Below are 24,806 nucleotides of genomic sequence, written 5' to 3' on the forward strand. Positions count from 1 at the left end.
GCGGCTCCATTTTTTTTGGAGCCTCCGCCTTGCAGCCCGCACCCGTTCCCGCATCGCGACCCCAACCCGCATCGCAACCCAATCTCGCGCCGCAGGCCGTCGTGCCGCCAGCGGCCACGCAGCCGCCCGCACGGCAGCCATCCGCGCCATCGGGCGCGCTGCGCATTCCCTTGCCGCAACTCGCGCTGCTCACGCCACCTGTGACGGCGAACGCGACGACGGCCGCGCCGACCCCGTCCACGACGGGCGTCATGTCCACTCGGGGTGACATCGACTCATTCCTGAATCCGCGGCTCGTCGAGGCCCACGAATTCACCCCGACGGACGAGGGCAGGATGTTCACCATCCTCCATGCGGTCGACGGCGCGATGCGGCCCTTGGGCGGCGGCGCATCGGCGGTGAGCGCCGATCAGTTGCGACGGTTGCGCGCCTCGGTGCGCGACCATCTCGCCGGTGAGCTGGACGACGTCTCGCTCACGATGGCGAATCGCATGGCGCTGGGGCGCTTGGCGCGACGCCTGGTGGACGCCGTCCTGGAGGGCAACTATGCCGGCGTGCTGGGCGGCGACAGCACCGACGCCTTGCGTGAGCTGCTCGCCAAACAGCGCAAGCCCGACTCTGTGGCGTTACGGGATTGGGGCATCGGCGACCTGACGGATGACGGCGCCGAGGCGGTGCCCCCCTCATTGCGCCACCAGAAGACCATGGTGGACCGGGTCAGCGCCCTGGTGCCGGAAGGACTGCTGGCCGCGGCCCACTTCGTCGAACGCCTCTCTCTCCGGCAGGGGCAGTCGATCACGCTGGCGCAAGCGCGCCGCATCGCGGGCGCGCGCATCGGCGCCCAAGCCCTGCAGGCCGGTCTGGCGGGGAAGCCGTTGCTCTTCGACCTGGATCGCTACGCGCGCCTGAAGGAGCGGCAGGACGCGCTGGCCCAGGGGCATCTGGACGCGGTGCGCGCGCTGCAGCCGGCGCTGAGCAAGTTGGCCTCCGAGGGCATCGTGGGCCCGCTGACCTACCTGTCGAGCGCGCCGCGCGGCATGGCGGCCTGGGAGCCCATCATGCGCGGCCTGTCCGCCACGCGCGATGTCCAGGCGCTGACCGCGCTGATCGGCGCGACGACGCCCGTCGCGACGTCCCCGGTCGCGGCTGACCGCCCGCTCCCACTGGTGGCCGCCCTGCAGCCCGCGTTCCAGCAGACGCTGGATCGGCGCACCGGCCGGGTGGTGCTGTTCAAGGCGAAGGGCGCGCCGGTGCTGGAGCTCAGCATCCCCCCGCTTCCGGACGGCGCCGACGCGCAGCGAGCCTTGCGACAGGACGAGGACCTCGCGCGGCTGGACGCGTTCATCGCGGTGGTCTTCGCCGATCTCGTGCCGCCGCGGACCGACTTTCTGCCGGCCAAGGCCGCGCTCGAAGAGCGGCGATTCCGGGTCGGGGACATCCTCGTGGCGAGCTCGGACGACGACGGCCAATGGCGCATCGATCCCGACGGTCTGGCACTGGTCCGCCAGATCTTCGGCCCGATCGGTTTCGCCAAGCCCACGACGGTCGCGTTGAAGGACTGGGCGATCACCTACGAGGGCGAGCTCGCCCAATGGGCCAAGGACACCGAGGCGGACGCCAGCGCCGGCCGGCTGCGGATCTTTCTGCAGATGGAGGACGACGAGGTCATGCACAAGGTCGGCGCGACGCTGAGCCGCCAGCATCCCGACGAGCTCGTCTGGGTGCAGGTGGCGCCGGGCGGCGCCCACCGGGTGCTGCGAGGCCAGTCCTTGCTGGACAACGCCACGGCTGAATCCAGCGTGAGGCTGGTGGTGTCCGGTCATGGCCGAACGTCGGCGCGAACGCGGGAGCGCGTGCTCAGCGGTCGGGACCCCGAGGCCCTCGCCGCCGAGATCAAAAAGGTTCTCAACGACCTGACCCCGCCTGATCGCCGCCTGCCGCCGCTGGATCGCATCGACCTGCTGAGCTGTGCGCTGGAGACGCCGGCGGTTCAGCACAGCTTTGGCCGGGCCTTCTCCCGCGCGGTCCGGAGCGTCGGTCGACCCGGCATGGAGACCACGGTGTTCGGTCAGACGGTGATCGTCGATCTGTATCCGCGGCGTCTCGTCCTGAACACGCAGGAGCACCTCAATGCGTCCGTGCGCGCCGGGGCCGCGCGTACCACCTGGGCCTTTCGCAGCGATCCCGTCACCGGCATCACCTCCGTGCGGGACAAGTTTCCGCGCGGCAACGAGGGCCGGGACGTGGGCAGCCACCGCTGCTTGATTCTGGGCGATGGCCCCCCGCGGCGATCGTCCCGACGATCGCTGATGCTGGGACGATCCCAGTTGATGGACCGCGCCACCCTGCTCGATCGTTTTCGAGAGGTGGTGACGCGGCATCGACCGCCTGGCGGACAGCTGCTCCCGCGCATTGACGACACGCCGAGCGGGCGTGTCGCGCTGTCCTTCGTGAACCTGGACGGCGGCGCGCTCCACAGCCGGGAGATCGAGCCCGGTGCCGATGCGCAAGTGGCACGCGAGGGAATCGCTGCCATTCGCGCGGGGCTCGCGGAGGTCGACGACTTGCTGGACCGCTGGGACCAGTCGGCCGGCGAGGTGGACCTGCTCAACATCGGCCTGCTGGCGCTGATGGTCGCCAGCCTCTCCGACGGGACGGCGCAAGGCGACCGGTATCAGGGGGAGCTGTGGCGGCTGACGCTGGGCGCGGGCCAAGGTCTGTTCCAGGCAGCCTCGGATGCTGCCTCCCTGGCGTCGCTGGTGATGAAATCGCTCGCGAGCGCGGACGACCAAGCCTTCGCCACCATCGCGGCCCGTACCGCCTTCCTGTCGCGCACGCTGGCCGCGGCCAGCCGGCTGGCGCAGGCGGGCACCTTCGCGCTGGATCTGAAGGAGCTGATCGACGTGGTGCGGCAGGGCGGCAGCCGGCGCGCGGTGAAGCAGGCCGCTGTGAATGTCGCGCTGGACGTGAGCAGCCTGTGCCTGATCGCGATCGCCAAGGCGGCGGAGATAGCCGGCAAGGTCGATCTGGCCCTGGTGGCCGAGGGCCTCTCGGTCCCGTTGGCGGGCCTGTCCATTGGCGCCGCCGCGCTGCAGCGCGCGGTGCAGACGGAGGAGGGGCGGCTCAATCGCAACCTCGACTTCCTGCGCCGGATCAACAGCAGCTACGACGATCCGCTCAAGAGCGTGGCGCTGGATACCATGCATCCCGGGAAGCAGGTGCTGCTGCCCAACGGTTGGGGACCGATCAGGCGCATCAACTTTGTGACCGGCGAGGTGAGCTTCGCCGACGCCACGGTCGGTGCGACGGTGCTCCATCGGTATCAGCTCTACCGGCAGTTCGGCAGCGCGCGGGTGCACAGCTCGTGGATCACCAATGACGGGTCCGATCAGGGGCGCTACTCGACGCACGGGCTGGATCTGGATCTGTGGACGCTGCTGCACCGCAGCGGTCGGGAGACGACGCCGCGGGTCCGGCTGCCCGCGCCGCTGCTCGACCCCAGCGTGCCGCTGGGACTGATGACCGCGCCGAATGTGAAGATCCGCTTCGACCGCTACTCGGCGTCGCGAGCCGGCGGCGACTTCTCGCTGCTCGGCGATCCGTTGCTGGCGCGCATGCAGAACAACAGCGACCTGTTCTTCGTCGGCGACTTCGTGAGCTCGACCAGCTTCGCCAAGTCGGCGGACCGATGGCGCATCGCCGCCAAGCCCTCGCCGCTGGAGATCGTCCTGGATGACAAGAGCCGCGTCCTGGCCCTGCCTTCGGCGTCCGATGCCGACACGCGCACCTTCACCTTCGAGGACGATCGCGGGCTGGCCAAGCGTCAATGGCGGCCGATGAGCCAGGACAAGGTGCATGTGCGTCTGGTCGGCGGCGGTGGGCGCTACACCCTGGCGATCCCGCCCGACGGCACGGTGCGCAACCCGGTCCGGATCCTGCCGTCGGACAAGGCGCGCGAGATCTGGACCGTGATGCTCAAGGGCGGTCTGCTCCACGGGGGGCGGTCGCTGGAGTTCACCGACGGCGGCGTGGACGGCTTCCGATTCGCCGGCCAGGAGTTTCAGTTCGAGGCGCTGAACGGCGCGATCATCCAGCTCGCCGATCCGCTGGTGCCGGGCGTGCGCGTGGTACTGGACCTGGAGCGCCGGCAGGGCGTGTTGGTCCTGACCTTGCCGACCTGGTCCGCGGATCTGCGCCCGCACGAGGAACTGCGCCGCACCTTGCTTCTGCTCGCCACGCCCGAGCAGGCGCGGGAGGCCGAGCTGTTCCAGACCCTGGCGTCGAGCCCAGACGCCGAGCCCGACGCAAGCGCGGAGCCCGCCGACCTCGCGCGACTGGTGCAGTTGGCCTGCGTGACGGAGGAGGGCGAGGCGATGGCGGGCCTGCTGGACCCGGTCACCGGCGCGACGATGCTGCTCGGCCAGCGCCATCTGATGCTGCTGGAGTACGACGGCGCCAAGCAGGCCCTGCCCTGGGCGCGCTACGAGCTCAAGGGAGGGGAAGTGGCCTTGAATACGGCGCAACGTCCGGTCGTGCGCTACGACGGCGGGCATTTTTTCGAGCCCATCACCTTCGTGTACCTGATGGAGGAGCGACGTTTCGGGCGCGAGCGCCCCGTGCTGACGCGTGCCGGCGAGCGGATGCTGCTGAACTGGATGGCTGGTCATCCCGGGTGGTCACGCGAGGATCTGCAGCGTTTCCTGACCAAGGAGTTGGCGGCGGGCCTGGAGCTGGCCGGGCCCGAAGGCGGCGAGCGCCTCGAGATCCTGGAGGTGGACTTCCAGGCGGATGCCGCCCGGCCGCGACGGCCGAAATCCGGGACGACGCAACTCGCGCTCTGGGAGCGCCTGGACCGGCTGGAGCGTCACGCGCCGGCCAACCAGCTCATCTCCACGAAGGAAGACCCGGATCTGGCCCATGCGCTGGTGCTGGAGGGGCTGGCAGGGTTCCGCGTCCATGACCATCCCGCCCTGGGCGAGGCGCGCATCCCCGCCGGCGATGTGGCCTTGGCCAAGGACGTGCTGATGCTGCGTCGTGCCCAGGAAACGGGCGGCTTCGGCGAAGGGACGGACGAGGCGTTGCAGACGGCTCCGCTCTCGCTGGCTCGGCGGACGCGGCTGACCCTGCTGGCCCATGAGCTGCAAGACTTGCTGGATCAGCATCAGGCCGCCGGTGGCCGTTCGGACTGGGTCCGGCTGGGCGCGACGCCGGACGAGTCGGAGAAGCTGGTGCATCAGCTCAGGGACGAGGGCCTGGACATACGGATCGACGCGTTGTCCGACGATGCCGGCGAGCGCGCAACGGATCGTGCAGGCCCCGGCGACTTCTACGACGTCCGCAGCGCCACGATGCAGCTGTTCCTGCACGACCTGCGCGCCACGTTGGATCTGGACGCCGCGGCGGAGCGCCGCCGCCGCGGCCTGTCGCCGGTGGATCCGTCCGGCACCGTGCTGCAGCGAGACCTGGCGCGCCTGGCGCGGCGGCATGCCTTGCAAGCACAAGCCGATGCCGTGGTCACGGACATCGACCCGGCACTGCTGGAGCGGGTGCAGCGCGCCCGTCTGAGCTTCTGGGTCGATGCCCGGAACGGCGCGCCGACTCCCGCCCCCCGCCTCGGACCTGCCGAACCGGCCGCCCAGCCCGCTGAATCCGCTGAATCCGCTGCCGACGAGTCAGCCCGCAACAACTCATCGGCTGCGGATCCGAGCCCACGGGAAGGGCTGGGGCGCGTGTGGACGAATCCTCAAGGCGTCTGGGAGACGGAAGCGGCCACGCTGCGCCTGTGGCAGGACGAGGCCGACACGCAAAGCCTTCTCATGGACGAGTGGTATGCCCTTCACGCGACCGCCGGCAGCGCGATCGAGGCCCAGCTGCGCGCCCCCGCGATCGAGGCGCTGCGGGATCGCTTGCTCGACACGATCGAGGAGGCCCGCGGCACCGGCCGGTCGGTGGCTGTCCTGCATGCCGATCCGGCGCTGAACCGCGCCCTGTTGCAGGCGCTGCTGCGCGTGCTGCCCAAGGCGGTCGGCATCAGGCAAGCGGACGCGACGGCCGGGGTGCCGGGGGATGTTTTCCTCTTCCACGACCGCAAGGGCGCCGGCCATTACGCGAGGATGCGCAGGCCGGATCCGGGGTTGACGCACCTCACGCCCGACCTCGACCACGGGGGCGAGGATCCCTACTGGGATTACCTGGGCCGTGCGGAAGACCTCGGCCCGGACCTGAGACCGCCCCTCCTGGCCGACCCGGCGCCGCCCATCGCGCGGGCCGCCGACTTCCTGGCATGGCGCCGGGCCGACCCGGCACCCCAGGTGGGCGGCGTCTATGCCTACGACAACCCGGTCTCCGAGCAACTGGAGCTGTTCCGGCTCCTGCGCTTGTCGCCGACCCAGACGCGCAGCGGCGCGCCCTACGGTTACTTCCCGATCGACGGCGGCAGCAATGCCGACTGGCGCTACCTGGGCAACACGGAGTCGCTGAGCGCGGACGAGTTGGGCGAGCTGGCCGTCACCGCCTCGCCGCTCAGGCCTCTGGCCTTCACGTTGGGCCTGCTCTCGTGGTGGGCGGATCAGCTGGCGCCGGAAAGTCGCGGGGAAGGTTATCGCAGACTGCGTATCGAGGACGATCTCATCAGCGTGGAGGCGACCAGCCGCTCCCGGTTCCAGATCGTCGACCAGGACACCTTGCGCATCGAACTCGACGACGGCGAGACACGGCCGTTCCGGCCGGCCGACGACGCGGAGTTGACGCTGTTCCGTCAGCGCTTCGTGCTGGGACAGCAGCGGGCGCCGCGCTGGATGCTGATCCAGACGAACGGGCGGCCGGTGGATCTGGACGGCGTGGCGGCGCTGGGCATGCCGGAAGTGGTGATCCTGGACGAGTTTGACAACACCGTGCCGCGCCCCTTGCGCATCGATCTGGACGATGTCGACAGCGACAAGGACGAGCTGTTCTACGAAGGGGCGGACCTGTTGATCCATCGCCCGGACAACGGCCCATTGATCCGGATCCGCAACGCGCTCCGTCCCGCCAGCACGTTGCTGCTTGACGATGAATGGGTACCGGCGGTGCAGGTCACGAGCAAGGCCGGGACGCGGGAGCTGGTCTGGCCGGAGAGAGACCGCTCGCTGCGGCTGCCGATGCTGACCTTGTACGGTTCGCAATTGGAGGCTTGGCGCGAAGGCGCGGATCTGGGCCTCGGCGACGGGCCGGGGTGGTCTCGCATACAGGTGCTCGACGTCTTCTCGACGGCCGAGAGCGACGCCAAGGCAACGGGCGTCAGCGAGGCCCTGCTGCGCCGGCGGAGCGCGGGGGGCGAGTGGCAGGTGATGCGCATGAGCGCGCCGCTGATCAACGCGATCGGGTCCACCTTGCATCGCGTGCGCGAGGACGGCGGCGAGCCGCCGCAGGGCCGCAGTGCCGCAACAGTCTCGCGATGGAACTTGAAGGACGATGACACGATGACGCCGACCGACGGCGATGCGCCGCTGGTGCCGTGGCGGCTCGAGCGGGCCAAGCTCGTCGAGCTGATGGCAGGGATGCCGCCGGACGGGCAAGGCCTGGCGCCGGGCTGGACCTCGTCGGCCAGTCGTCCGGCCGGGCCCGGTGCGACGCTGACCCTGCCGCAGCAGGCGGCGACTCAGGCCGCCGGCGCGGCGGCCTGAGCCCGGGGCCGAGGATCAGCCCAGCAGCAGCGCGTTGACGCGGCGAACGTAAGAGGCCGGATCTTCCAGCACGCCGCCTTCGGCCAGCAGCGCCTGGTCGAAGAGCACCTGCGCCAGATCGCCGAAGCGGGCGTCCTCGGTCTCCAGCGCGCCCAGCTTCTTCACCAGCGCGTGATCGGGGTTGATCTCCAGCGTCGGTTGAGCGGCGGGGGCGGCCTGGCCGGCCTGCTTCAGCATGCGGGCCAGGTGGCCGCTGATGTCGCCTTCCTCGACCACCACGCAGGCGGGCGAGTCCACCAGGCGCGTGGTCAGGCGCACGTCCTTGGCGCGGCCTTCCAGCGCGGTCTTCAGCCGCTCCAGCATTGGCTTGAACTGCTCCGCGGCTTCCTCGGCCTTCTTCTTCTCTTCCTCGTCCTGCAGGTCGCCCAGGTCCACCGCGCCCTTGGCGACGGACTGCAGCGGCTTGCCTTCGAACTCGAAGACATGCGAGAGCAGCCATTCGTCGACGCGGTCGACCAGCAGCAGCACCTCGATGCCCTTCTTGCGGAAGATCTCCAGCTGCGGGCTGTTCTTGGCGGCGTTCAGGCTGTCGGCGGTGATGTAGTAGACGGCGTCCTGGCCGTCCTTCATGCGCGCGACGTAATCGGCCAGCGAGACGTTCTCGTCCGCATGGGTGGACGCGAAGCGCAGCAGCTTGACCAGGCGTTCCTGGTTCGCGTGGTCCTCGCCGACGCCTTCCTTCAGCACCTGGCCGAAGTCGGTCCAGAAGCGCGCGTACTTGTCGCGCTCGGTCGCGTCTTCGCTGTTGGCGAGGGATTCCAGCATCGACAGCACGCGCTTGGTCGAGCCCTCGCGGATCGCCTTCACGTCGCGGCTTTCCTGCAGCAGCTCGCGGCTGACGTTCAGCGGCAGGTCGGCCGAGTCGATCACGCCCTTGACGAAGCGTAAATAGACCGGCATCAGCGCCTCGGCGTCGTCCATGATGAAGACGCGCTTGACGTAGAGCTTCACGCCGCCGCGCTTGTCTCGGTTCCACAGATCGAAGGGCGCTTTCGCGGGGATGTAGAGCAGCTGCGTGTATTCGCTACGGCCCTCGACGCGGTTGTGGGTGAAGGCCAGCGGGGCTTCGGTGTCGTAGCTGATCTGCTGGTAGAAGGCGTCGTACTCGGCCTGCGTGATCTCGCTCTTCGAGCGGGTCCACAGCGCGGAGGCCTTGTTGACTGGCTCCCAGTCGTCCTTGAGGACTTGCTTGGCGTTGTCGGCGTCCCACTCCTCGGCGCGCATCAGGATGGGCAGCGAGATGTGGTCGGAGTACTTGCTGATGACCGACTTCAGGCGCCAGGTCTTGAGGAACTCGTCCTCGCCCTCGCGCAGATGCAGCACGACGTCGGTGCCGCGGCCCGGTTTGACGATGGTCTCGACCTCGAAGTCGCCGGTGCCCTCGGAGCTCCAGCGCACGCCCTGGTCCGCGGGCAGGCCGGCGCGGCGCGATTCGACGGTGATGCGGTCCGCGACGATGAAGCCCGAGTAGAAGCCCACGCCGAACTGGCCGATCAGGTTCGCGTCCTTCTTCTGCTCGCCTTCGAGCTTGGCCATGAACTCGCGGGTGCCGCTCTTGGCGATGGTGCCCAGGTGCGCGATCGCCTCTTCAGCGGACAGGCCGATGCCGTTGTCGCTGATGGTGACGGTGCGGGCGGCCTCGTCGAAGCTGACGCGGATCTCGAGATCCGGCTGGTCCTCGAAGAGCTGCGGATGGTCGAGCGCCTCGAAGCGCAGCTTGTCGCAGGCGTCCGAGGCGTTGCTGACCAGCTCGCGCAGGAAGATTTCCTTGTTCGAGTACAGCGAGTGCGTCACCAGATGCAGGATCTGCTTGACCTCGGCCTGGAAGGAATGGGTTTGCTTGTCCATCTTGCTTGAGTCTGGGTGTGCGGGGAGAGCCCCGGTCGGGGCGAGGATTATCGCGGCGGCAGATGGGCACGGGCGGGCCGGATTTCAAGGGGGGCGAGGGAAGGGGAGCCCGGGTCGGCCAGGACCGCGCCTACACTGCGCGCCCTATGCCGATGATCTACTGGTTCGACTTGTTGGGCGTGGCGGTGTTCGCCATCAGCGGAGCGCTGGCCGCGATGCAGGCGGGCCTGGACCTGTTCGGGCTGCTGGTGCTGGCGGCGATGACCGCCGTGGGCGGCGGGACGCTGCGGGATGTGCTGCTGAATCGGCATCCGGTGTTCTGGATGAAGGATCCGCGCTATCTGCTGGTGATCATCGGGAGCGCGCTGGCGGCGCTGGTCGTGGGGCCGTTTCCGGAGCACGCGATCATGACGCTCAAGATCGCGGACGCGCTGGGGTTGGCGCTGTTCGCGCTGTGCGGGACGGAGATCGCGGAAGAGCAGGGGGTGAAGCCGCTGCCGGCGTTGTTGATGGGGACGCTGACGGCCTGCGGCGGGGGCGTGCTGCGGGATGTGCTCAGCGGGCAGGCGCCCTTGCTGTTGCGCAAGGATATTTATGCGACGGCGGCGATCGGAGGGATTGCGCTGTACTTCGTGCTCAAGCAGGCGGGGGCGCCGCTGCGGTGGGCGTTCGTGCTCGGGATGGTCGGGGTGGCGGGGCTGCGGTTGGCGGCGCTGTACTTCGGCTGGCAGCTGCCGGCGCTGCAGATGCTGCGGGTGCATTGAGCGCGGCGAGGCGAGGGGCCGTCGCACACAGCGAGCCACCCCCTCGCCCGCTTGCGGGAGAGGGCGGGGGAGAGGGTCTTACTGCGTCGCCAGCTTGTTCATGTCGATGATCGGCAGCAGCACCGACAGCACGATCAGCATCACCACGCCGCCCATGGCGACGATGAGCAGCGGTTCCAACAGCGTGGCCAGCGTCATCGCGCGGCGCTTGACCTCATTGCCCAGTTGCTTGGCCGCGCGCTGCAGCATGTCCGGCAACTGCCCCGTCTGCTCGCCCAACCGCGCGAACATCGACAGCAGCCCCGGAAAGCGCTTCTTCCCCGCGAGCGCCGCCCCCAGCGGCGCACCTTCACGCACCATCGCCAGCGCGTCCATCGCATCGGCGCGCATCGCATGGTTGGACAGCGTCTCCGCCGCCGCCTGCAAGGCCTTCAGGATCGGCACGCCCGCGCCCGCCAGCATCGCCAACGTGCCCGAGAACCTTGCCGCGTTGTAGCCCCGCGAAAGCCGCCCCAGCAGCGGCAAATTCAGGAAAGCCGCATCGAAGCGCTGCCTTGGCCCCTCGCGCTTGAGCACCTGACGGATCCCGAAGCCCGCGCCCGCGACCACGACCAGGATGGCCAGGCCCCAGTTCCGTAGCACGTCGGACATGCCCATCATCACCCGCGTGAGCAGCGGCAGCGTCTGCCGCGTCTGCGTGAACACGGCCGCGACCTGCGGCACCACGTAGGTCAGCAGGAAGCTCACCGCCAGGATCGAGATGATGCAGACGATCACCGGATACGCCAGCGCCCCGAACAATTCCGAGCGCAGCCGCTGCTGCTCCTCGAGGTCGTCGGCCAGGCTCTCCAGCACGGGTCCCAGCGCGCCGCTCTGCTCGCCGGCGGCGACCACGGCGCGATAGACCTCGTCGAACTCCCGCGGCGCGATCGCCAGCGCCCGCGCGAAGGACGAGCCCGCGTTGACCTCGGACTTCAGCTGCGACATCAGCTCGCGCTGGCGCGGGTCCTCGGCTTCGTCGGCCAAGGCGGCGATCGAGCGCTCCAGCGGCAGCCCGGCCGACACCAGCCCGGCCAGTTGCCGCGTCCACACCGTCAGCGTGGCGGCCTTGAACGCGCGGCGCGACCAGCGCGAGCGCGTCTGCTGCGCGGCCACCGGTTGCACCTCCATCGGCACCAGACCTTGCAGTCGCAGCTGGGCGCGCGCGGCCTTGACCGTGTCGGCCTCCAGCAGGCCCTGATGGGCTTTGCCGGCGGCGTCGAGGGCGTCGTACTTGAAGGCGGGCATCGCTCGGAACCTCGTCGTTTACTGCGTGTGCGCTGGCGTCGAGCTCGCGCTCATTCGCGCGTCACGCGCAGCACTTCCTCTTCGGACGTGACGCCCGCGGCCACCAGCCGATCGCCGTCCTCGCGCATCGAGCGCAGACCGTTGGCGCGCGCCGCGGCCAGCAGTTCGGACTCGGCCGCCTGGTTGTGGATCAGGCCGCGGATGGCGTCGTCGCAGACCATCAGCTCGTACACGCCCGTGCGGCCCTTGTAGCCGCTGGACGAGCAGGCCGGGCAGCCTACCGGGTGGTAGCGCGTGCCGCCGCCGGCGATCGGCTCGGCCGACTTGCACACCGGGCAGAGCTTGCGCACCAGCCGCTGCGCCAGCACGCCCAGCAGCGAGGAGCTCAGCAGGAAGGGCTCCACGCCCATGTCGGTCAGCCGGGTGACCGCGCTGACCGCGTCGTTGGTGTGCAGCGTGGCCAGCACCAGGTGACCCGTCAGCGAGGCCTGGATCGCGATCTGCGCCGTCTCGTAATCGCGGATCTCGCCGATCATGATCACGTCCGGGTCCTGGCGCAGGATCGCACGCAGGGCCTTGGCGAAGCTCAGGTCAATGCGCGAATTCACCTGCGTCTGGCCGATGCCGGGCAGCTCGTACTCGATCGGGTCCTCGACGGTCAGCACGTTCGTCGTGGCGGTGTCCACCGTCTGCAGCGCGGCGTACAGCGTGGTCGTCTTGCCCGAGCCGGTCGGGCCCGTGACCAGCACGATGCCGTGAGGCTGCTGCACCAGGCGCTGGAAGCGCTCCAGGCGCTCGCCGTCCATGCCCAGCGCGGACAGGGTGAAGCGCGATTCGGACTTGTCCAGCAGACGCAGCACCGCGCGCTCGCCGTGGGCGGAAGGGAGCGTGGAGACGCGCACGTCGATCGCGCGGCCGCCGATGCGCAGCGAGATGCGGCCGTCCTGCGGCAGCCGCTTCTCGGCGATGTCCAGCTCGGCCATGATCTTGAGCCGCGAGATCAGCGCCGCGTGAAGCGCGCGATTGGGGCGCACCACTTCGCGCAGCGTGCCGTCGACCCGGAAGCGCACGCTGCTCTCGCGCTCATAGGGCTCGATGTGGATGTCGCTGGCGCCGTTGTTGGCGGCCTGCGTCAGCAGCGCATTGAGCATGCGGATGATGGGCGCGTCGTCGGCGGCCTCCAGCAGGTCGGCCACGGCGGGCAGGTCCTGCATCAGGCGCGACAGGTCGACGGCGCTCTCGACCTCGCCGACCACCAGGGCCGCGCTGTCGTCGCCGCCGGCATAGGCGGTCTGGATGCGTTGCGACAGCTCGGAGGGGCTCAGGCACTCGATCTTGCGCGGCGCGTAGACGCGCTGCAGCTCGGACAGCGTCGGCAGCGACAGCGCCGCGGTAGCCCACAGCGTGCGCTGCTGGCCGTCGTCCTCGATCAGGACCTGCTGGGCCTTGGCGACGGCGTAGGGCAGGGGATGGCGGGTGGCCATGATGTCTCCGGTCCTGCGCCGCTCAGCGCGTGGGCGTCGAGCCCGGCGCCGCGCCGGACGGCGACGAGGCCGCCGGATTCACCGGCAGCGGCAGCTGGTTGGGCGTGAGGACGCCGGGCGCCGAGGCCGGCTTTTCCGGCAGCAGCGGGCCGCCGGTGTCGGGCAGCACCAGGTTGGACTTGGGCTGCGCGTCCTGCTGATAGGCGCGGATCGCGTCGTAGCGGTCCATCGACAGCGCGGCCGCGTTCTCCGGCGTGCGCAGCACCACCGGGCGCAGGAAGATCATCAGGTTGGATTTCACCCGCTTGCGGCTCTGGCTCTTGAACAGATTGCCCAGCAGCGGAATGTCGCCCAGGCCGGGGACCTTGTCCTCGCTGTCGGTGTACTCGTCCTTGAGCAGGCCGCCCAGCACCAGCACCTGACCGTCCTCCAGCGTGACCGAGGTCTCCACCGCGCTCTTGTCGAAGGTCGGACCCTGCGTCGCGGAGTTGACCGTGGCCACCACGCTGGAGTTCTCCTGATAGACCTTCAGTCGCACGGTGCCGTTCTCGCCGACCTGCGTGCGGACCTTCAGGCGCAGACCGACGTCGCGGCGCTCGAAGGTCTGGAAGGGACTGGTGGTACTGCCCGAGGTCGTCGTCGTGTTGCCGGTCAGCACGGGCACGTTGCTGCCGATCAGCAGGTCGGCCTCTTCGTTGTCCTGCACGACCAGCGAGGGCGTGGACAGCACGTTGGTGCCGGCGATCTGGCCCAGCGCGTTGGCCACGGCGCCGAGCGTGTAGACGCTGCCGATCTTCTTCAGGAAGCCCAGGTTCAGGCCGGCGGGGACCTGGCCCGAGGCCAGGGCGGTGCCCACGCCGGTGGTGCCCGTCGCGGTCGCGGCGCTCAGGTTCAGGATGTTGCTGTAGCCGGTGCCGAAGTTGGTGCCGAAGCCCGACACCGTCGAGTCGCCCTTGTTCCCGAACAGCTGCGTGAACTGCACGCCGAACTCGCCCAGCTTGCTGGCGTCGACCTTGACCACCAGGGCCTCGACATAGACCTGTGCGCGGCGGGTGTCGAGCTGCTCGACCACGGCGCGGATCTGGCGGTACATGGGCTCGGGCGCGGTGATGATCAGCGAGTTGGTCGCCGGATCGGCCTGCACGAAACCGCCCGTGTTGACCTGCGCGGTCTGGCTGACCTGGGTGGACGCGTTGCCGCCGGAGCCACCGCTGCTGCCCGAGCCGCTGCCGGTGCTGCCGCCGCCGAAGGAGCTGCTGTTGCCCGCGAAGCCGCTGCCGCTGCTGTTGCCGCCGCTGCCGGTCTGCGCGCTGGCGAAGTTGCCGGTACTGCCGGCGCTGCCGCCCTGGCCGCTGCCCGAGCCGGTGGCGCTGGCGTTGGTGAAGGCCGCGCGCAGCACGGTGGCCAGGCGCACCGCGTCCGAGTTCTTCAGATAGATCACGCGGATGTTGCCGGTGGCCGCGTCGATGCCGGGCTGGTCCAGCTTGGCGATCATGGCGCGCAGCTGCATCAGCTTGGCCGGGTTGGAGGCGCGCACGATCAGCGAGTTGCTGCGCGGATCGGCCATCACGTTGCCGCTGCCGCCGGCCGCGCCCTGCGCGACCGGGACACCGGGCGTGGAGCCGCCGCCTTCGGACAGGCGCTGCACCAGCTGGACGATGTCCGAGGCCACCGCGTTGCGCAGCGGGATCACCTCGATGTCGGTGTTGGACGGCTGATCCAGCGCGGACACGATGCGCGACAGGCGCTGCAGGTTGTCGGCGTAATCGGTGATGACCAGGCTGTTGTTGCCCGGGTTGGCGTTGATCGTGTTGTTGGGCGTGATCAGCGGACGCAGCACCGCCACCAGGTTGTTGGCGTTCTCGTGGCTGAGCTTGAAGATCTGCGTCACCACCTGGTCGCCGCGGGCCCGGCCCTCGCCCGCGACCGTGACGTTGCCGGTCTGCAGCTTGGCCTCGGCCTCGGGCACCAGCTTGAGCAGGCCGTTGGCCTCCACCATCGCGAAGCCCATGCCGCGCAGCGTGGCCAGATAGCTGAGGTAGGCCTCCTGCACCGGGACGGGCTGCTCGGCGGTCAGGGTCATCGTGCCCTTGACGCGCGGGTCGACCAGGATGGGCTTGCCCATCGCGGCGGACATGGCGCGGGTGACAGCCTCGATGTCGGTGTTGACGAAGTTCAGCGTCACCGGCGTGCTGGGCCGCACGGCGGGCGCGCGGCGGTTCACCTGGCCGGTCTGCGCGCCGGCCTGCAGCGGCAGGCTGGAGGCGATCACGCTGATCGCCAGAGCCAGCGCCGTCGGGCGCATCGAGTGCTTGTTCATGCTCATCCCACCGAGATGATCGAGCGCGCTCCCTCGCGGCGCCCGATGATGTTCAACAAATTGGCCAAGGCGGCCTCGCTGCCGGGGGCCGGCGTGGCCTCGCCCCGGAACTGCGGCCGCGCGCCCAGGTGACCCTGGCCGCTCAACTGCAAGGGACCTTGGTCGGTCCTGAGCATCAGCTGCGGCTCCGCGCCGCCGATCAGATTCATGCGATAGCTGCCCAGTGGGGACAGCTGCGACAGGCGCGAGGAGAAATCGCGCAGTTCCACCTGCGCGATGCCCCGCACCTTGACGGTCTTGTCCTGGGCGTCGACGACGAAGCCCTGCGCGCTGAAGGCCAGCAGGCCGTCCGGCGCGACCGTGTTCCACGGCGTGCCCAGGCCGGCCAGCCAGCTCGCGGGCCAGCGGATCCAGGGGCGCTCGGGCGTGGCGTCAGGCAGGCGCAGCGTCATGCGGCTGGTGCCCAGACGCAGTGTCAGCGGGCTGTCCGGCGCGACGCAGCAGGACTGGTCCAGCGTCAATCGGAGGCCCAGGCCGCCATCGACCCAGGCGGGCCGCAGCTTCCAGCCCAGGCGCTCGGGGAGTTCGCTGGCGTCCTTGCCGCCGGCGCCGGGGCTGAGGATCACGCGCGCGCTGCCGTTCCAGACGCTGCCGCGCGCGTCGGCCAGCAGCAGCCGTTCATGGGTCATGGCCGCACAGGTCGACGCCAGCCAGGCGGCCGGCGCCCAGGCGAAGACGGCCACGGCCAGGCCCAGCACCGTGCCGCCCACGGCCCAGCGGCGCGCACGGATGGCGGCGGGGGAATCGGTGTTCGGAAGCGGACGCGCCATGGATGGGGTGCTCAGTTCGCCGCCGCCGGCATCAGCAAGGTCAGCTTGCCGGTGTAGCCGTTCTGACCGGTCGTCAGCTCGGCTTCCTGCACGCGGGCGCGGGCGCCCTGACGCGCTTCGCCGAGGAAGGCGGCGAGCGCCGCGCCGGGCACGCCGCGCAGGCGCACCTGGGCCTGGGTGCCGGCGATGGTCAAGTCCGCCGCCGGGCCCAGGCGCGCCGTGGCGGCGCGCAACGCGGTCGCCGACTGCTCGGCCGACACCGGCACCGCCTGCTTCAGCGCCTGCGTCTGCTGGGCCATCGCCTGCATCTGCTGGAGTTCGCGGTCGAGCCGGTCGATCTCGCCGGGCGCGCGGCGCAGCGTGCTCCAGGCGGGCGCCAGCGCCACCGCCCACAGCAGCAGCAGGCCGACCAGCGCCGCGGTCACGCGGGCGATCAGGCGCTCGCGCGGCGCGGCCGCCTGCCAGCGGGCCTGGAGGTCGCGGCGCATCGTCGTGAAGCTGTTCATCGGGCGTCGGGTCGCAGGCTGAGTTGGAGCGCGTCACCGTCCTCGGTCACGCGCAGGGAAGCGTCCTGGGCCAGCCGGTCGCGCAGTTGCGTGCGCTGCGGCGGGGTCAGTCCGGTCAGTCGCAGACGGCCCGGCTCGAAGCGCAGGCCAGGCACGGGCGCCTCGCCGGCCGGCCAGGCGCGGGCGGCGGCCGTCAGCAGGTCCTCCAGATCGCCCGGGCCGACCTGACCGGCGCCGCCGCGCAGCGCCTCGGTCTCGCGGACCATTTGGGCACGGGCGTCGCGGATCACGCGTACCTGCGGGAAGGTCTGGCGCAGCAGGGCTTCCTGCTCGGCCTTGCGGGCGTCGACCGCGCGGCCTTGCTGCCAGGCCATCGCGTTCAGACCGATGACCTGCACCAAGACCAGGCCGATCACGCCCCAGCGGACGGGCCGCCAAGCGGGCGCCTGCAGCGTCTGCCAGGCGCGATGCACGCGTTGCCAGCCGCGTTGACGGGGAGTCAGGTCGAACTGCAGCAGATTGATGGGGGCCTGACGCGCCGCCCAGGCGCGTTCGGTGTCGCTGAGCACCTGCACCGGGCGGCCCAGCCATTGCTCGGCGGCGGCCGCGGCGGCGGGGCTGGCGGTGACGGCGGCGTTGGCAATCCAGTCCTCGCCCAGCCATTGGCGCAGGCCGCCGCTGTCCAGCGGCAGCGTCGCCACCCCGTCGGCGCGCCAGGCGCGCAGGCGCGGATGGTCGTCGCTGCCGGCATGCACATGACCGCCCGGCGTGGTCTGCGGCCAGGAGAGCGGCAGCAGCGCCTCCACCAGCAGACCGGCGGCCTCGAAGGCTTGCAGATGCGCCCGCAGCGGCTCGCGCGCGGTGACGGCGACCCAGTGGGACGAGGAGGCGTCATCCGGGCGCTCCAACAGCGCGAGGTGCAGGCGTTCGGCGTCATCGAGCAAGTGCTCTTCCATGACGCCGACGACCGCGCCCCGCAGCTTGGCGCCCTTGACCTTGGGCAGCTGCGCCGGGAGCCAGCTGATCTGGTCGTCGCCGATCAGCGCCATCACGCGGTCGGCGCTGGGCATCGCGGACAGCGGCGCGCGCTCGCCGTGGCCACGGGCGTGGGCCGGCGCTTGCGCGTCTTGGCTGAACCAGTATTCGTAGTCTTGCGGCGTGCCGGCGGCCGTGGGAACGGCGGCGGGCAGCAGGATGAGCAGGATACTCATGAGAACGCGGATTCTAGGAGGGCTTCCATGACGGAACGGACGCGAACGTCTCCGAAAAAGCCCTTGGTCGGGGCGATGGGGCTGACCTTGGTCATCGGTCGGCCTGCTGCTGCAGCCGCTGGCGATCCAGGATCACCATGTCCAGGCCGCGCCGCTGGATCAGTGAGCGCTGCCGGAGCACGCGGTCGTCCAGGCGCAACTGGCCCTCGACGAAGAAGAACGAACTGGTGAAGGCGCTGCGATCGGCGGTGATCTCCAGGCCTTGCGGGGTATAGGACTTGAGTTCGTCGATGGTGCGCAGCGGCTTGCTCTGGCGGGCACGCACGATGCGGTCGGCGCTGCCCAGGTCCATGCCCTCGAACACGGCCGCCAGCACCTCGCGCGATGCGGTGTTGACGTTGATCGGCGTGACCACCGGCAGCATCACCGCCAGCGGCCGCAGGCGCTCGATCTGATCCTCGGTCAGGCCCAGCCAGCGCAGCTGGTCCAGACGCGCGGGCATCAGGGGCAGGTCGCCCTGCGGCGCGCTCGCGGCGTTGCCGGCCTCGCGCAGCGAGGTCTGCACCTGTGCGGCCAGGCCGGTGGGCAGACCCGCCGCCTGGAAGATGCGCTGCGCGGTGCGCAGCTCCACCGGCGAGCCGGCGACCAGATTGCGCAGGTTGTAGCGGGCCTGCGCGTCCTCGATGTAGCCGGACAGGAAGGCGTCGGGGCCGGCGTCGGCGGCATGGTTGTCGTCGCTGGACAGGAAACTGGACAGCCGGGCCTCGGCCAGCGGCACCGCCCAGACCTCGCCCAGGTGGTCGACGTTGTCCTTCTGGTTGGCGCGGGCGTCCTCGCGCAGGATCAGCCGCGCATAGTCCAGTGCGCCTTGCAGCACCCAGTCCGCCTGTGAGCGGCCGCGGTCGGCGCCCTCGATCTGGATGCTGCGCGCCTGGCGCCACAGCATCGCGGCGGCCAGCGTCGTCACCAGCACGACGATCAGCAGCGCGGTGAGCAGCGCCGCGCCGCGCTCTCGGTCGCGGTGGCGGGCGACAGGCTGCTTGGCCGGTAAGCGAAGCGGAGCGCGCGTCATGAGCCGGTGCTCTCTACCGGGACTTCGCGGATCAGCTCGCCGCGATAGCCGCTGTCATCGGCGAACTGCAGTCGCATCCGCACGCCGGTCGGCACGAGGCGGCGCTGGGCCGCCCGTTGACCGGTCGCGTCGGAGGCTGAACCCGACGGGCTCTGGGCCACGTCGTCGCTGGACTGGGCGTTGCTCCAGCCGTTGCCGCGGAAGAAGTACATCTGCCAGCCGGCGATGCCGTTCAGGCCGGGCAGGGCGCGGAGTTCCTCGGCGCTGAGCTGCTGGCTGCGGAACCACGCCTCCTGCAGCGCCTCGCGACCCGTGGCCGGCGTCGATTCCCAGCGGCTGAGCCGGCCCTCGCGCAGCTGCCAGCTGATGAGCTGCAGACCGGTCTCGCGGCGGCGGGTCAGGCGCAGCGTCGCGCCGTCGAAGGACAGGGCCGGCACCAGCGTGCTGTCCTGCACCTCGCGCAGATCCAGCTCCCACTGGCGCATCAGCGTCTGCAGGGTCTCGGCGCGGTCCATCGCGGCTTCGTTGTGTTCGCGGCTGCCGGTCAGCGCGGACACCGCGCGCCAGGCCATCACCGTCATCACGCCCATCAGCACCAGCGCGACGATCACCTCGATCAGCGTGAAGCCGGCCGAGCCGCGCCGGGGCGCGCGGCGCAGGGCGCGGCCCATGGGACGTTCGATCGGGCGCCGCATCCGGCGCCGCGCGAAGAATCCGGCGCGCATCAGTAGCGCCCCACGATGGTGGCGAGCGTCAACAGCGGACGCTGATCCTCGTCGAAGACCTGGGTTTCGACGCGGCGGAAGTTCGGGTTGGGCGTGCCTTGCACGGTCATGCGGCCGCTGAAGTTGCGGCCCAGCTGGGTGCAGCTGAAGCTGGTCTCGCCCACGCCGGGGAAGAGCTTGGTCAGGCGCATCTCGGTGAGCTCGTTCTCGGCGCACCACTGCGCGAGCGCGTTGGTGGACAGCCGGTCGGCATTGGAGGTCATCGCCCCGGCGGCGCGCAGTCCGGCGGCCAGGCACAGCGCGACGATGGTCAGCGCGACCAGCACCTCGATCAAGGTGAAACCGGCGTCTCGACGAGGGGCTCGCTTCAGACCGGCCTTCATGGCGCCGCGCCCTTCACGATGGCGAAGGGACGAAGCCCGTCCGTGGCCAGGCTGATGCGGTGATCCCCGCGGATCAGCGTCACGCGCTGCGCGCCGATCAACGGCTCCGGCCCCAGCCTCACGCTGCGGCCGTTGGCCCGATCGCCATGGATCTCGACGATGGGCGTGTCGCCCAGCCACGGCGCTTCCAACCCGAGCCGCTTGAGCAGCGCCGGCGGCAAGCCGGTCACGCGGTAGCGGCCGCCGTCGGCGTTCGTGTCGGGAACCCAGCGCACATCCAGCGAGGCGGCGCGGGCCTCGGCCCGGGCGGTCTCGAGCACCGCGGCCAGATGCAGGGCCTCGCGCTCGAGTTCGGTGTCGGCGCGGTCACGGATCGAGAGCGCGACCACGGTGCTGGCGATCGCGACGATGGTGATCGCCACGATCAGCTCGATCAGCGTGAAGCCGCGCCGCGCGCGAACGCGGGGGCGCTCGCGTCGACGGCCTGAAGACGGCGCGCGCACGGCGGGGTCCAGGATCGGTCGGAGCGGAAGGGGCGAGCGGGCGCGGTGGCCGGGGCTTATTCCCAGGAGCCGATGTCGGCGTCGCTGCCTTCACCGCCGGGCTTGCCGTCGGCGCCCAGGCTGTAGACGTCGACCTCGCCCTTCAGGCCGGGGTTGTCGTATTGGTAGGGGTTCTTCCACGGATCCAGGGGCAGCTTCTCGACGTAGACCTTCCAGTTGGCCGGGGCAGGGCCGCTGGTGGGCTTGTTGACCAGCGCGGCCAGGCCTTGCTCGGCGGTCGGGTAGCGCCCGTTGTCCATCTTGTAAAGCTTGAGCGCCTGCATCAGCGTGTTCACGTCGGAGCGTGCGGCGGTGCGGCGCGCCTCGGACACGTGGTTCATCACCGCCGGAACGACGACGGCGCCCATGACCGCGACGATGGTGATGGCGACGATCAGTTCGATCAGCGTGAAACCGCGCTGGGCGCGGCTGGAGAAATGAGTCCGGCGCATGGTGTGGGATCCTGGCGGAGCCACCCTCGGCGGCCCATCGCGCTGCATCATAATCGCCGGATGCATGCACGATGGTTAAGCTTCGTCGTCTGGGCGCTGCTCGCGGCCAGCCTCGCGTATTGGGCGCTGACACTGCTCGCGAAGGGGCCGCAAGCCCCCGCGCATCCGCGGGCCGCGACGACCGATTCCGCACCCGCTGACTGGACTCGGTTGTTTGCCAGCGCGCAGGCACCAGCGGCGCAGGTCGAGAACACCTCTTCACGCTATCAGCTGCTGGGCGTGGTCGCTCCGACGACGGCCGGGCAGCATCGTGGCGAGGGCGTCGCGCTGATCGCGGTGTCCGGCGCGCTTGCGAAATCCGTGCGCATCGGGCAGGTCGTCGACGGCGATCTGAAATTGATCGAGATCAACCGGCGCGACGTCGGGCTGGGCTCGGACGGTGCGGTGTCGGTGCGGCTGAGCCTGGCACCTGGCGCTTCGGGCATGCCGACGGGCGGTCCGGGCGGCGCGCCCGGCATGGGCCAGGGCGGTCCGGGCGGTCTCATGGGCGGCCCCATCACTCCCCCTCAGGGCAGCTACAACGGCGGCCCCCCTCAGATGGCGCCGGGCAGCGATCACATGAATGTGCCGACAGCCGTCGGCGGCTCCCTCCCTCAAGCGCCGGGCGACGGCAGCACGAATCCGATGAAGTGAGGCCCGCGCCGGGCTCAGCGCCCGGTCCGGGATCAGTACTTGGAGCCGAAGCCGCTTCGGCCCGGGCCGGAATTCAACGCGCCGGGGTTCGTCGAGGACGCACTGGCGGGGCCAGCCTCGCGCAGGTCGGACGGGCGGCTGTGCACCGGACCGTCGGGAATCTCCTGGACCTCCGTCAGCAGCGCTGCGGCGCATTGGATCAGCGGCCAGGCCAGCGTGGCGCCCGTCCCATCCCCGCATTCCATGCCCAGCTCCAGCAGTGCCGCCGCGTGGAAGAGGGCGAGCGCCTCGTCCAATCCGCGATGCGTGGTGCTGCGGCAGAACACCGCGTAGTCGGTGACGGGGGGCGCGATCATGGACGCCACCTTCAGCGCGGCGCAGGCGGCCAGCCCGTCGACCAGGACGAGCTGCCGCTTGGACGCGGCCACCAGCATCGCGCCGACCATCACCGCCAGTTCGAATCCGCCGAACGCGGCCAGCACGGCCATCGGCTCTTGCACCTCGCGATGCCGGGCCTGCGCGCCCTGCAGCACCAGCATCAGGTGAGACAAGTCGGTGTGCGGCATGTCGGGGCCGGAGACGACGAAGTCCTGTACCGGCATGTCCATCAGGCGTGACAGCACCAGCGCCGAAGCCTCCAACGAGCCCTGGCCCAGCCCGGCGCAGGCGATCACGTTGCCGGCCAGGTTGTCGGAGATCTCCATGCCGACACGCACGCCGGCATGGGCTTGCTCCAGCGTCATGGCCGGGCCCGCGCGCGAGTTGCGCGTGCCATGCGCAATCTTGCGCGCCAGCAGCCGCTGTTGCGGGCTGAGCGGCTCGGCGATGCCGCAATCGACGACGGTCACATGCATGCCCTGTCCGCGCGCGAACACGGTCGCGGGAAGCCGGTGCTGCAGCGCGAGCAGGGCTTGCTCCCGGGTGCTGCGTCCGTTGGGCAGGGCGATGCCGTCGACCGCCAGTCCGTGATCGGCGGCGAACAGCACCAGCGTCGGGTCGCGGAACCTGGGGGTCTGCGTGTTCTGGATCAGGCCCAGGCGGATCGCCAGCGGCTCCAGTTCGCCCAAACGGCCCGCGATCGCGCAGCGCCGCTCCAGGCGCTGGCGCAGGGCGCGCTCCAGCTCCGGGTTGGCGGTCGGCGAGATGAGGGACTGATGGATGGACATGGGGAGCGCCATTCTCGGCCCGCGCCGCGGGACGGCCATCGGCAATTGCCCCGGCGCGCGCTGTCTGCCCCTCGTCCCTGGGGCAGGTGTTGGTGTCGAGCTGTAACGCGGTCCCGCCCGCGCCCGCGAGAACGGGCCGGGTGAACCTCAGCGCAGGAACAAGCGGTAGACCGGGTTGTCCGTCTCTTCCGTGTACGGGTAATTCAGCTGGTCCAGGAAGGTCTTGAAGGCCTTGCCGTCACCCTTGGGCACCTGCACGCCGACGAGGATGCGCCCGTAGTCCGCGCCCTGGTTGCGGTAATGGAAGAGGCTGATGTTCCAGTCTGGGCTCATGCTGGACAGGAATCGCATCAGCGCGCCCGGGCGCTCCGGGAAGATGAAGCGGAACAGGCGTTCGTTCTCCGCCAGCTCGGTACGGCCTCCGACCATGTGCCGGACGTGCTGCTTGGCCAGTTCGTCGTCGGTCAGATCCACCGTGGGGAAGCGGTGCTTCTCGAAGCTGCGGGCGAGCCTTTCCGCCTCGTCCCGCTTGGCGATGGACACGCCGACAAAGACGTGGGCCTCCTCGCGGTCGGAGATGCGGTAGTTGAACTCGGTCACGCTGCGGCCGCCGACCAGCTCGCAGAAGCGGCGGAAGCTACCGCGCTCCTCGGGGATGGTGACGGCGAACAGGGCTTCGCGCTGCTCGCCGACCTCGGCGCGCTCGGCGACGAAACGCAGGCGGTCGAAGTTCATGTTGGCGCCGCAGGTGATGGCGATGAAGGTCTGGCCCTTCAGACCATGCTCCGCCGCGTACTGCTTGACCGCCGCGACGCCCAGGCCGCCGGCCGGCTCCAGGATGCTGCGCGTATCGACGAACACGTCCTTGATCGCGGCGCAGACGGCGTCGGTGTCGACCAGTACGTAATCGTCGACCAGCTCGCGGCAGATGCGGAAGGTCTCCTCGCCGACGAGCTTGACCGCCGTGCCGTCCGAGAACAGGCCGACGTCGCTCAGGGTCACGCGCTTGCCGGCCCGCACCGAGCGGACCATCGCGTCCGAGTCCCGGGTCTGAACGCCGATGATCTTGATCTCCGGGCGGACGGCCTTGATGTAGGCCGCGACGCCGGAGATCAGGCCGCCGCCGCCGATGGCGACGAAGATCGCGTCGATCGGCCCGGGGTGCTGGCGCAGCAGCTCCATCGCGATGGTGCCCTGGCCGGCGATCACGTCCGGGTCGTCGAAGGGATGGACGAAGCTCAGGCCCTGCTCGCGTTCCAGCACCAGTGCATGGTCGTAGGCATCGGTGAAGGACTCGCCGGACAGCACGACTTCGCCACCCAGCGCCTGGACGGCGTCGATCTTGACCTTGGGCGTGGTCGTCGGCATCACGATGACGGCGCGGCAACCGAGTTTCTTGGCCGACAGGGCGACACCCTGGGCGTGGTTTCCGGCGGACGCGCAAATCACCCCGCGGGCGAGTTGCGCGGCGCTCAGATTCGCCATCTTGTTATAGGCGCCGCGCAGTTTGAAGCTGAATACCGGCTGCTGGTCCTCGCGTTTGAGCCAGACCTTATTGCCGATGCGCTTGGAGAGATTGCGGGCGGGGTCCAGGGAGGTTTCCTGCGCGACCTCGTAGACCTTGGCGTTAAGAATTCGTTGCAGATAACTCTGATCTGCCGGCAATAGCGCGGGATGCGCCGAAGAACGCGCCGAAGGGCGCGGCGAAGTGGTCTTGCGCGGTGCGCGGCGGGTGCCGGCCATGGAATTCCCTCCGAATCCGGCCTCGCGCGAATGCGGGGCCCTGGTCGGTTCCATGA

General features: G+C 70.1%; 17 protein-coding genes. 3 read left to right on the forward strand and 14 right to left on the reverse strand.

The window, feature by feature from the left end:
• Positions 1–251: 251 nt before the first annotated feature.
• Positions 252–7,664: a C80 family cysteine peptidase gene (locus ABDW59_RS09880; protein ID WP_343629554.1), complete on the forward strand. Its 7,413-nt coding sequence runs from the start codon at positions 252–254 to the stop codon at positions 7,662–7,664.
• 15 nt (positions 7,665–7,679) lie between these two features.
• On the opposite strand, the gene htpG is transcribed toward ABDW59_RS09880, so the two are convergent.
• Positions 7,680–9,572 carry a molecular chaperone HtpG gene (gene htpG / locus ABDW59_RS09885; RefSeq protein ID WP_343629555.1) on the reverse strand — a complete coding sequence of 631 codons (1,893 nt, stop codon included), beginning with the start codon at positions 9,570–9,572 and terminating at the stop codon, positions 7,680–7,682.
• 146 nt (positions 9,573–9,718) lie between these two features.
• Between htpG and ABDW59_RS09890 the strand changes: the two genes are divergently transcribed.
• Positions 9,719–10,336 carry a trimeric intracellular cation channel family protein gene (locus ABDW59_RS09890; protein ID WP_343629556.1) on the forward strand — a complete coding sequence of 206 codons (618 nt, stop codon included), beginning with the start codon at positions 9,719–9,721 and terminating at the stop codon, positions 10,334–10,336.
• Between the two features lie 78 nt (positions 10,337–10,414).
• Here the strand turns inward: ABDW59_RS09890 and gspF are convergent, their stop codons facing one another.
• From gspF to gspG, 11 genes are all read right to left on the reverse strand, one after another.
• On the reverse strand, positions 10,415–11,623 hold the full coding sequence (gspF, locus tag ABDW59_RS09895; RefSeq protein WP_343629557.1) for a type II secretion system inner membrane protein GspF: 1,209 nt from the start codon (positions 11,621–11,623) through the stop codon (positions 10,415–10,417).
• A gap of 50 nt (positions 11,624–11,673) precedes the next feature.
• On the reverse strand, positions 11,674–13,107 hold the full coding sequence (gspE, locus tag ABDW59_RS09900; protein ID WP_343629558.1) for a type II secretion system ATPase GspE: 1,434 nt from the start codon (positions 13,105–13,107) through the stop codon (positions 11,674–11,676).
• A 22-nt stretch (positions 13,108–13,129) separates the two neighbouring features.
• The gene (gene gspD, locus ABDW59_RS09905) at positions 13,130–15,427 is read right to left on the reverse strand and encodes a type II secretion system secretin GspD (protein ID WP_343629559.1); all 2,298 of its coding nucleotides are present in this window, start codon (positions 15,425–15,427) and stop codon (positions 13,130–13,132) included.
• Positions 15,428–15,429: 2 nt separating this feature from the next.
• The gene (gspN, locus tag ABDW59_RS09910; RefSeq protein WP_343629562.1) at positions 15,430–16,257 is read right to left on the reverse strand and encodes a type II secretion system protein N; all 828 of its coding nucleotides are present in this window, start codon (positions 16,255–16,257) and stop codon (positions 15,430–15,432) included.
• An 11-nt stretch (positions 16,258–16,268) separates the two neighbouring features.
• Positions 16,269–16,763 carry a type II secretion system protein GspM gene (gene gspM / locus ABDW59_RS09915; protein ID WP_343629563.1) on the reverse strand — a complete coding sequence of 165 codons (495 nt, stop codon included), beginning with the start codon at positions 16,761–16,763 and terminating at the stop codon, positions 16,269–16,271.
• Positions 16,760–17,974: a type II secretion system protein GspL gene (gspL, locus tag ABDW59_RS09920; protein WP_343629564.1), complete on the reverse strand. Its 1,215-nt coding sequence runs from the start codon at positions 17,972–17,974 to the stop codon at positions 16,760–16,762. The genes gspM and gspL overlap by 4 nt, the downstream gene beginning before the upstream one ends.
• Before the next feature lie 91 nt (positions 17,975–18,065).
• A complete protein-coding gene (gspK, locus tag ABDW59_RS09925; protein ID WP_343629565.1) occupies positions 18,066–19,046 on the reverse strand; it encodes a type II secretion system minor pseudopilin GspK in 981 nt (326 codons plus the stop codon).
• Positions 19,043–19,717 carry a prepilin-type N-terminal cleavage/methylation domain-containing protein gene (locus tag ABDW59_RS09930; RefSeq protein ID WP_343629566.1) on the reverse strand — a complete coding sequence of 225 codons (675 nt, stop codon included), beginning with the start codon at positions 19,715–19,717 and terminating at the stop codon, positions 19,043–19,045. The genes gspK and ABDW59_RS09930 overlap by 4 nt, the downstream gene beginning before the upstream one ends.
• A gap of 53 nt (positions 19,718–19,770) precedes the next feature.
• Positions 19,771–20,154, reverse strand: a complete 384-nt coding sequence (gene gspI / locus ABDW59_RS09935) for a type II secretion system minor pseudopilin GspI (RefSeq protein ID WP_343629567.1) — start codon at positions 20,152–20,154, stop codon at positions 19,771–19,773.
• Positions 20,151–20,657 carry a type II secretion system protein gene (locus ABDW59_RS09940; RefSeq protein WP_343629568.1) on the reverse strand — a complete coding sequence of 169 codons (507 nt, stop codon included), beginning with the start codon at positions 20,655–20,657 and terminating at the stop codon, positions 20,151–20,153. The genes gspI and ABDW59_RS09940 overlap by 4 nt, the downstream gene beginning before the upstream one ends.
• A gap of 56 nt (positions 20,658–20,713) precedes the next feature.
• Positions 20,714–21,148: a type II secretion system major pseudopilin GspG gene (gspG, locus tag ABDW59_RS09945; RefSeq protein ID WP_343629569.1), complete on the reverse strand. Its 435-nt coding sequence runs from the start codon at positions 21,146–21,148 to the stop codon at positions 20,714–20,716.
• Positions 21,149–21,208: 60 nt separating this feature from the next.
• Here gspG and ABDW59_RS09950 point away from each other — a divergent pair, with 60 nt between their 5' ends.
• Positions 21,209–21,841: a type II secretion system protein N gene (locus ABDW59_RS09950; protein WP_343629570.1), complete on the forward strand. Its 633-nt coding sequence runs from the start codon at positions 21,209–21,211 to the stop codon at positions 21,839–21,841.
• 32 nt (positions 21,842–21,873) lie between these two features.
• Here ABDW59_RS09950 and ABDW59_RS09955 read toward each other — a convergent pair whose 3' ends face one another.
• Both ABDW59_RS09955 and ilvA read right to left on the reverse strand, forming a co-directional pair.
• The gene (locus tag ABDW59_RS09955) at positions 21,874–23,007 is read right to left on the reverse strand and encodes a nicotinate-nucleotide--dimethylbenzimidazole phosphoribosyltransferase (RefSeq protein WP_343629571.1); all 1,134 of its coding nucleotides are present in this window, start codon (positions 23,005–23,007) and stop codon (positions 21,874–21,876) included.
• Between the two features lie 147 nt (positions 23,008–23,154).
• Complete coding sequence (gene ilvA / locus ABDW59_RS09960; protein WP_343629572.1) at positions 23,155–24,750, reverse strand: threonine ammonia-lyase, biosynthetic; 1,596 nt, start codon at positions 24,748–24,750, stop codon at positions 23,155–23,157.
• Between the last annotated feature and the right edge of the window lie 56 nt (positions 24,751–24,806).

Source organism: Roseateles sp. (assembly GCF_039595295.1).
In the GTDB taxonomy this organism is placed as follows: domain Bacteria; phylum Pseudomonadota; class Gammaproteobacteria; order Burkholderiales; family Burkholderiaceae_C; genus Roseateles.

Excerpts from the sequence above, each read along its gene's own strand:
- ABDW59_RS09880 (WP_343629554.1), top strand. The coding sequence starts at position 252 with ATGTCCACTCGGGGTGACATCGACTCATTCCTGAATCCGCGGCTCGTC.
- htpG (WP_343629555.1), bottom strand. The coding sequence starts at position 9,572 with ATGGACAAGCAAACCCATTCCTTCCAGGCCGAGGTCAAGCAGATCCTG.
- ABDW59_RS09890 (WP_343629556.1), top strand. The coding sequence starts at position 9,719 with ATGCCGATGATCTACTGGTTCGACTTGTTGGGCGTGGCGGTGTTCGCC.
- gspF (WP_343629557.1), bottom strand. The coding sequence starts at position 11,623 with ATGCCCGCCTTCAAGTACGACGCCCTCGACGCCGCCGGCAAAGCCCAT.
- gspE (WP_343629558.1), bottom strand. The coding sequence starts at position 13,107 with ATGGCCACCCGCCATCCCCTGCCCTACGCCGTCGCCAAGGCCCAGCAG.
- gspD (WP_343629559.1), bottom strand. The coding sequence starts at position 15,427 with ATGAACAAGCACTCGATGCGCCCGACGGCGCTGGCTCTGGCGATCAGC.
- gspN (WP_343629562.1), bottom strand. The coding sequence starts at position 16,257 with ATGGCGCGTCCGCTTCCGAACACCGATTCCCCCGCCGCCATCCGTGCG.
- gspM (WP_343629563.1), bottom strand. The coding sequence starts at position 16,763 with ATGAACAGCTTCACGACGATGCGCCGCGACCTCCAGGCCCGCTGGCAG.
- gspL (WP_343629564.1), bottom strand. The coding sequence starts at position 17,974 with ATGAGTATCCTGCTCATCCTGCTGCCCGCCGCCGTTCCCACGGCCGCC.
- gspK (WP_343629565.1), bottom strand. The coding sequence starts at position 19,046 with ATGACGCGCGCTCCGCTTCGCTTACCGGCCAAGCAGCCTGTCGCCCGC.
- ABDW59_RS09930 (WP_343629566.1), bottom strand. The coding sequence starts at position 19,717 with ATGGGCCGCGCCCTGCGCCGCGCGCCCCGGCGCGGCTCGGCCGGCTTC.
- gspI (WP_343629567.1), bottom strand. The coding sequence starts at position 20,154 with ATGAAGGCCGGTCTGAAGCGAGCCCCTCGTCGAGACGCCGGTTTCACC.
- gspG (WP_343629569.1), bottom strand. The coding sequence starts at position 21,148 with ATGCGCCGGACTCATTTCTCCAGCCGCGCCCAGCGCGGTTTCACGCTG.
- ABDW59_RS09950 (WP_343629570.1), top strand. The coding sequence starts at position 21,209 with ATGCATGCACGATGGTTAAGCTTCGTCGTCTGGGCGCTGCTCGCGGCC.
- ABDW59_RS09955 (WP_343629571.1), bottom strand. The coding sequence starts at position 23,007 with ATGTCCATCCATCAGTCCCTCATCTCGCCGACCGCCAACCCGGAGCTG.
- ilvA (WP_343629572.1), bottom strand. The coding sequence starts at position 24,750 with ATGGCCGGCACCCGCCGCGCACCGCGCAAGACCACTTCGCCGCGCCCT.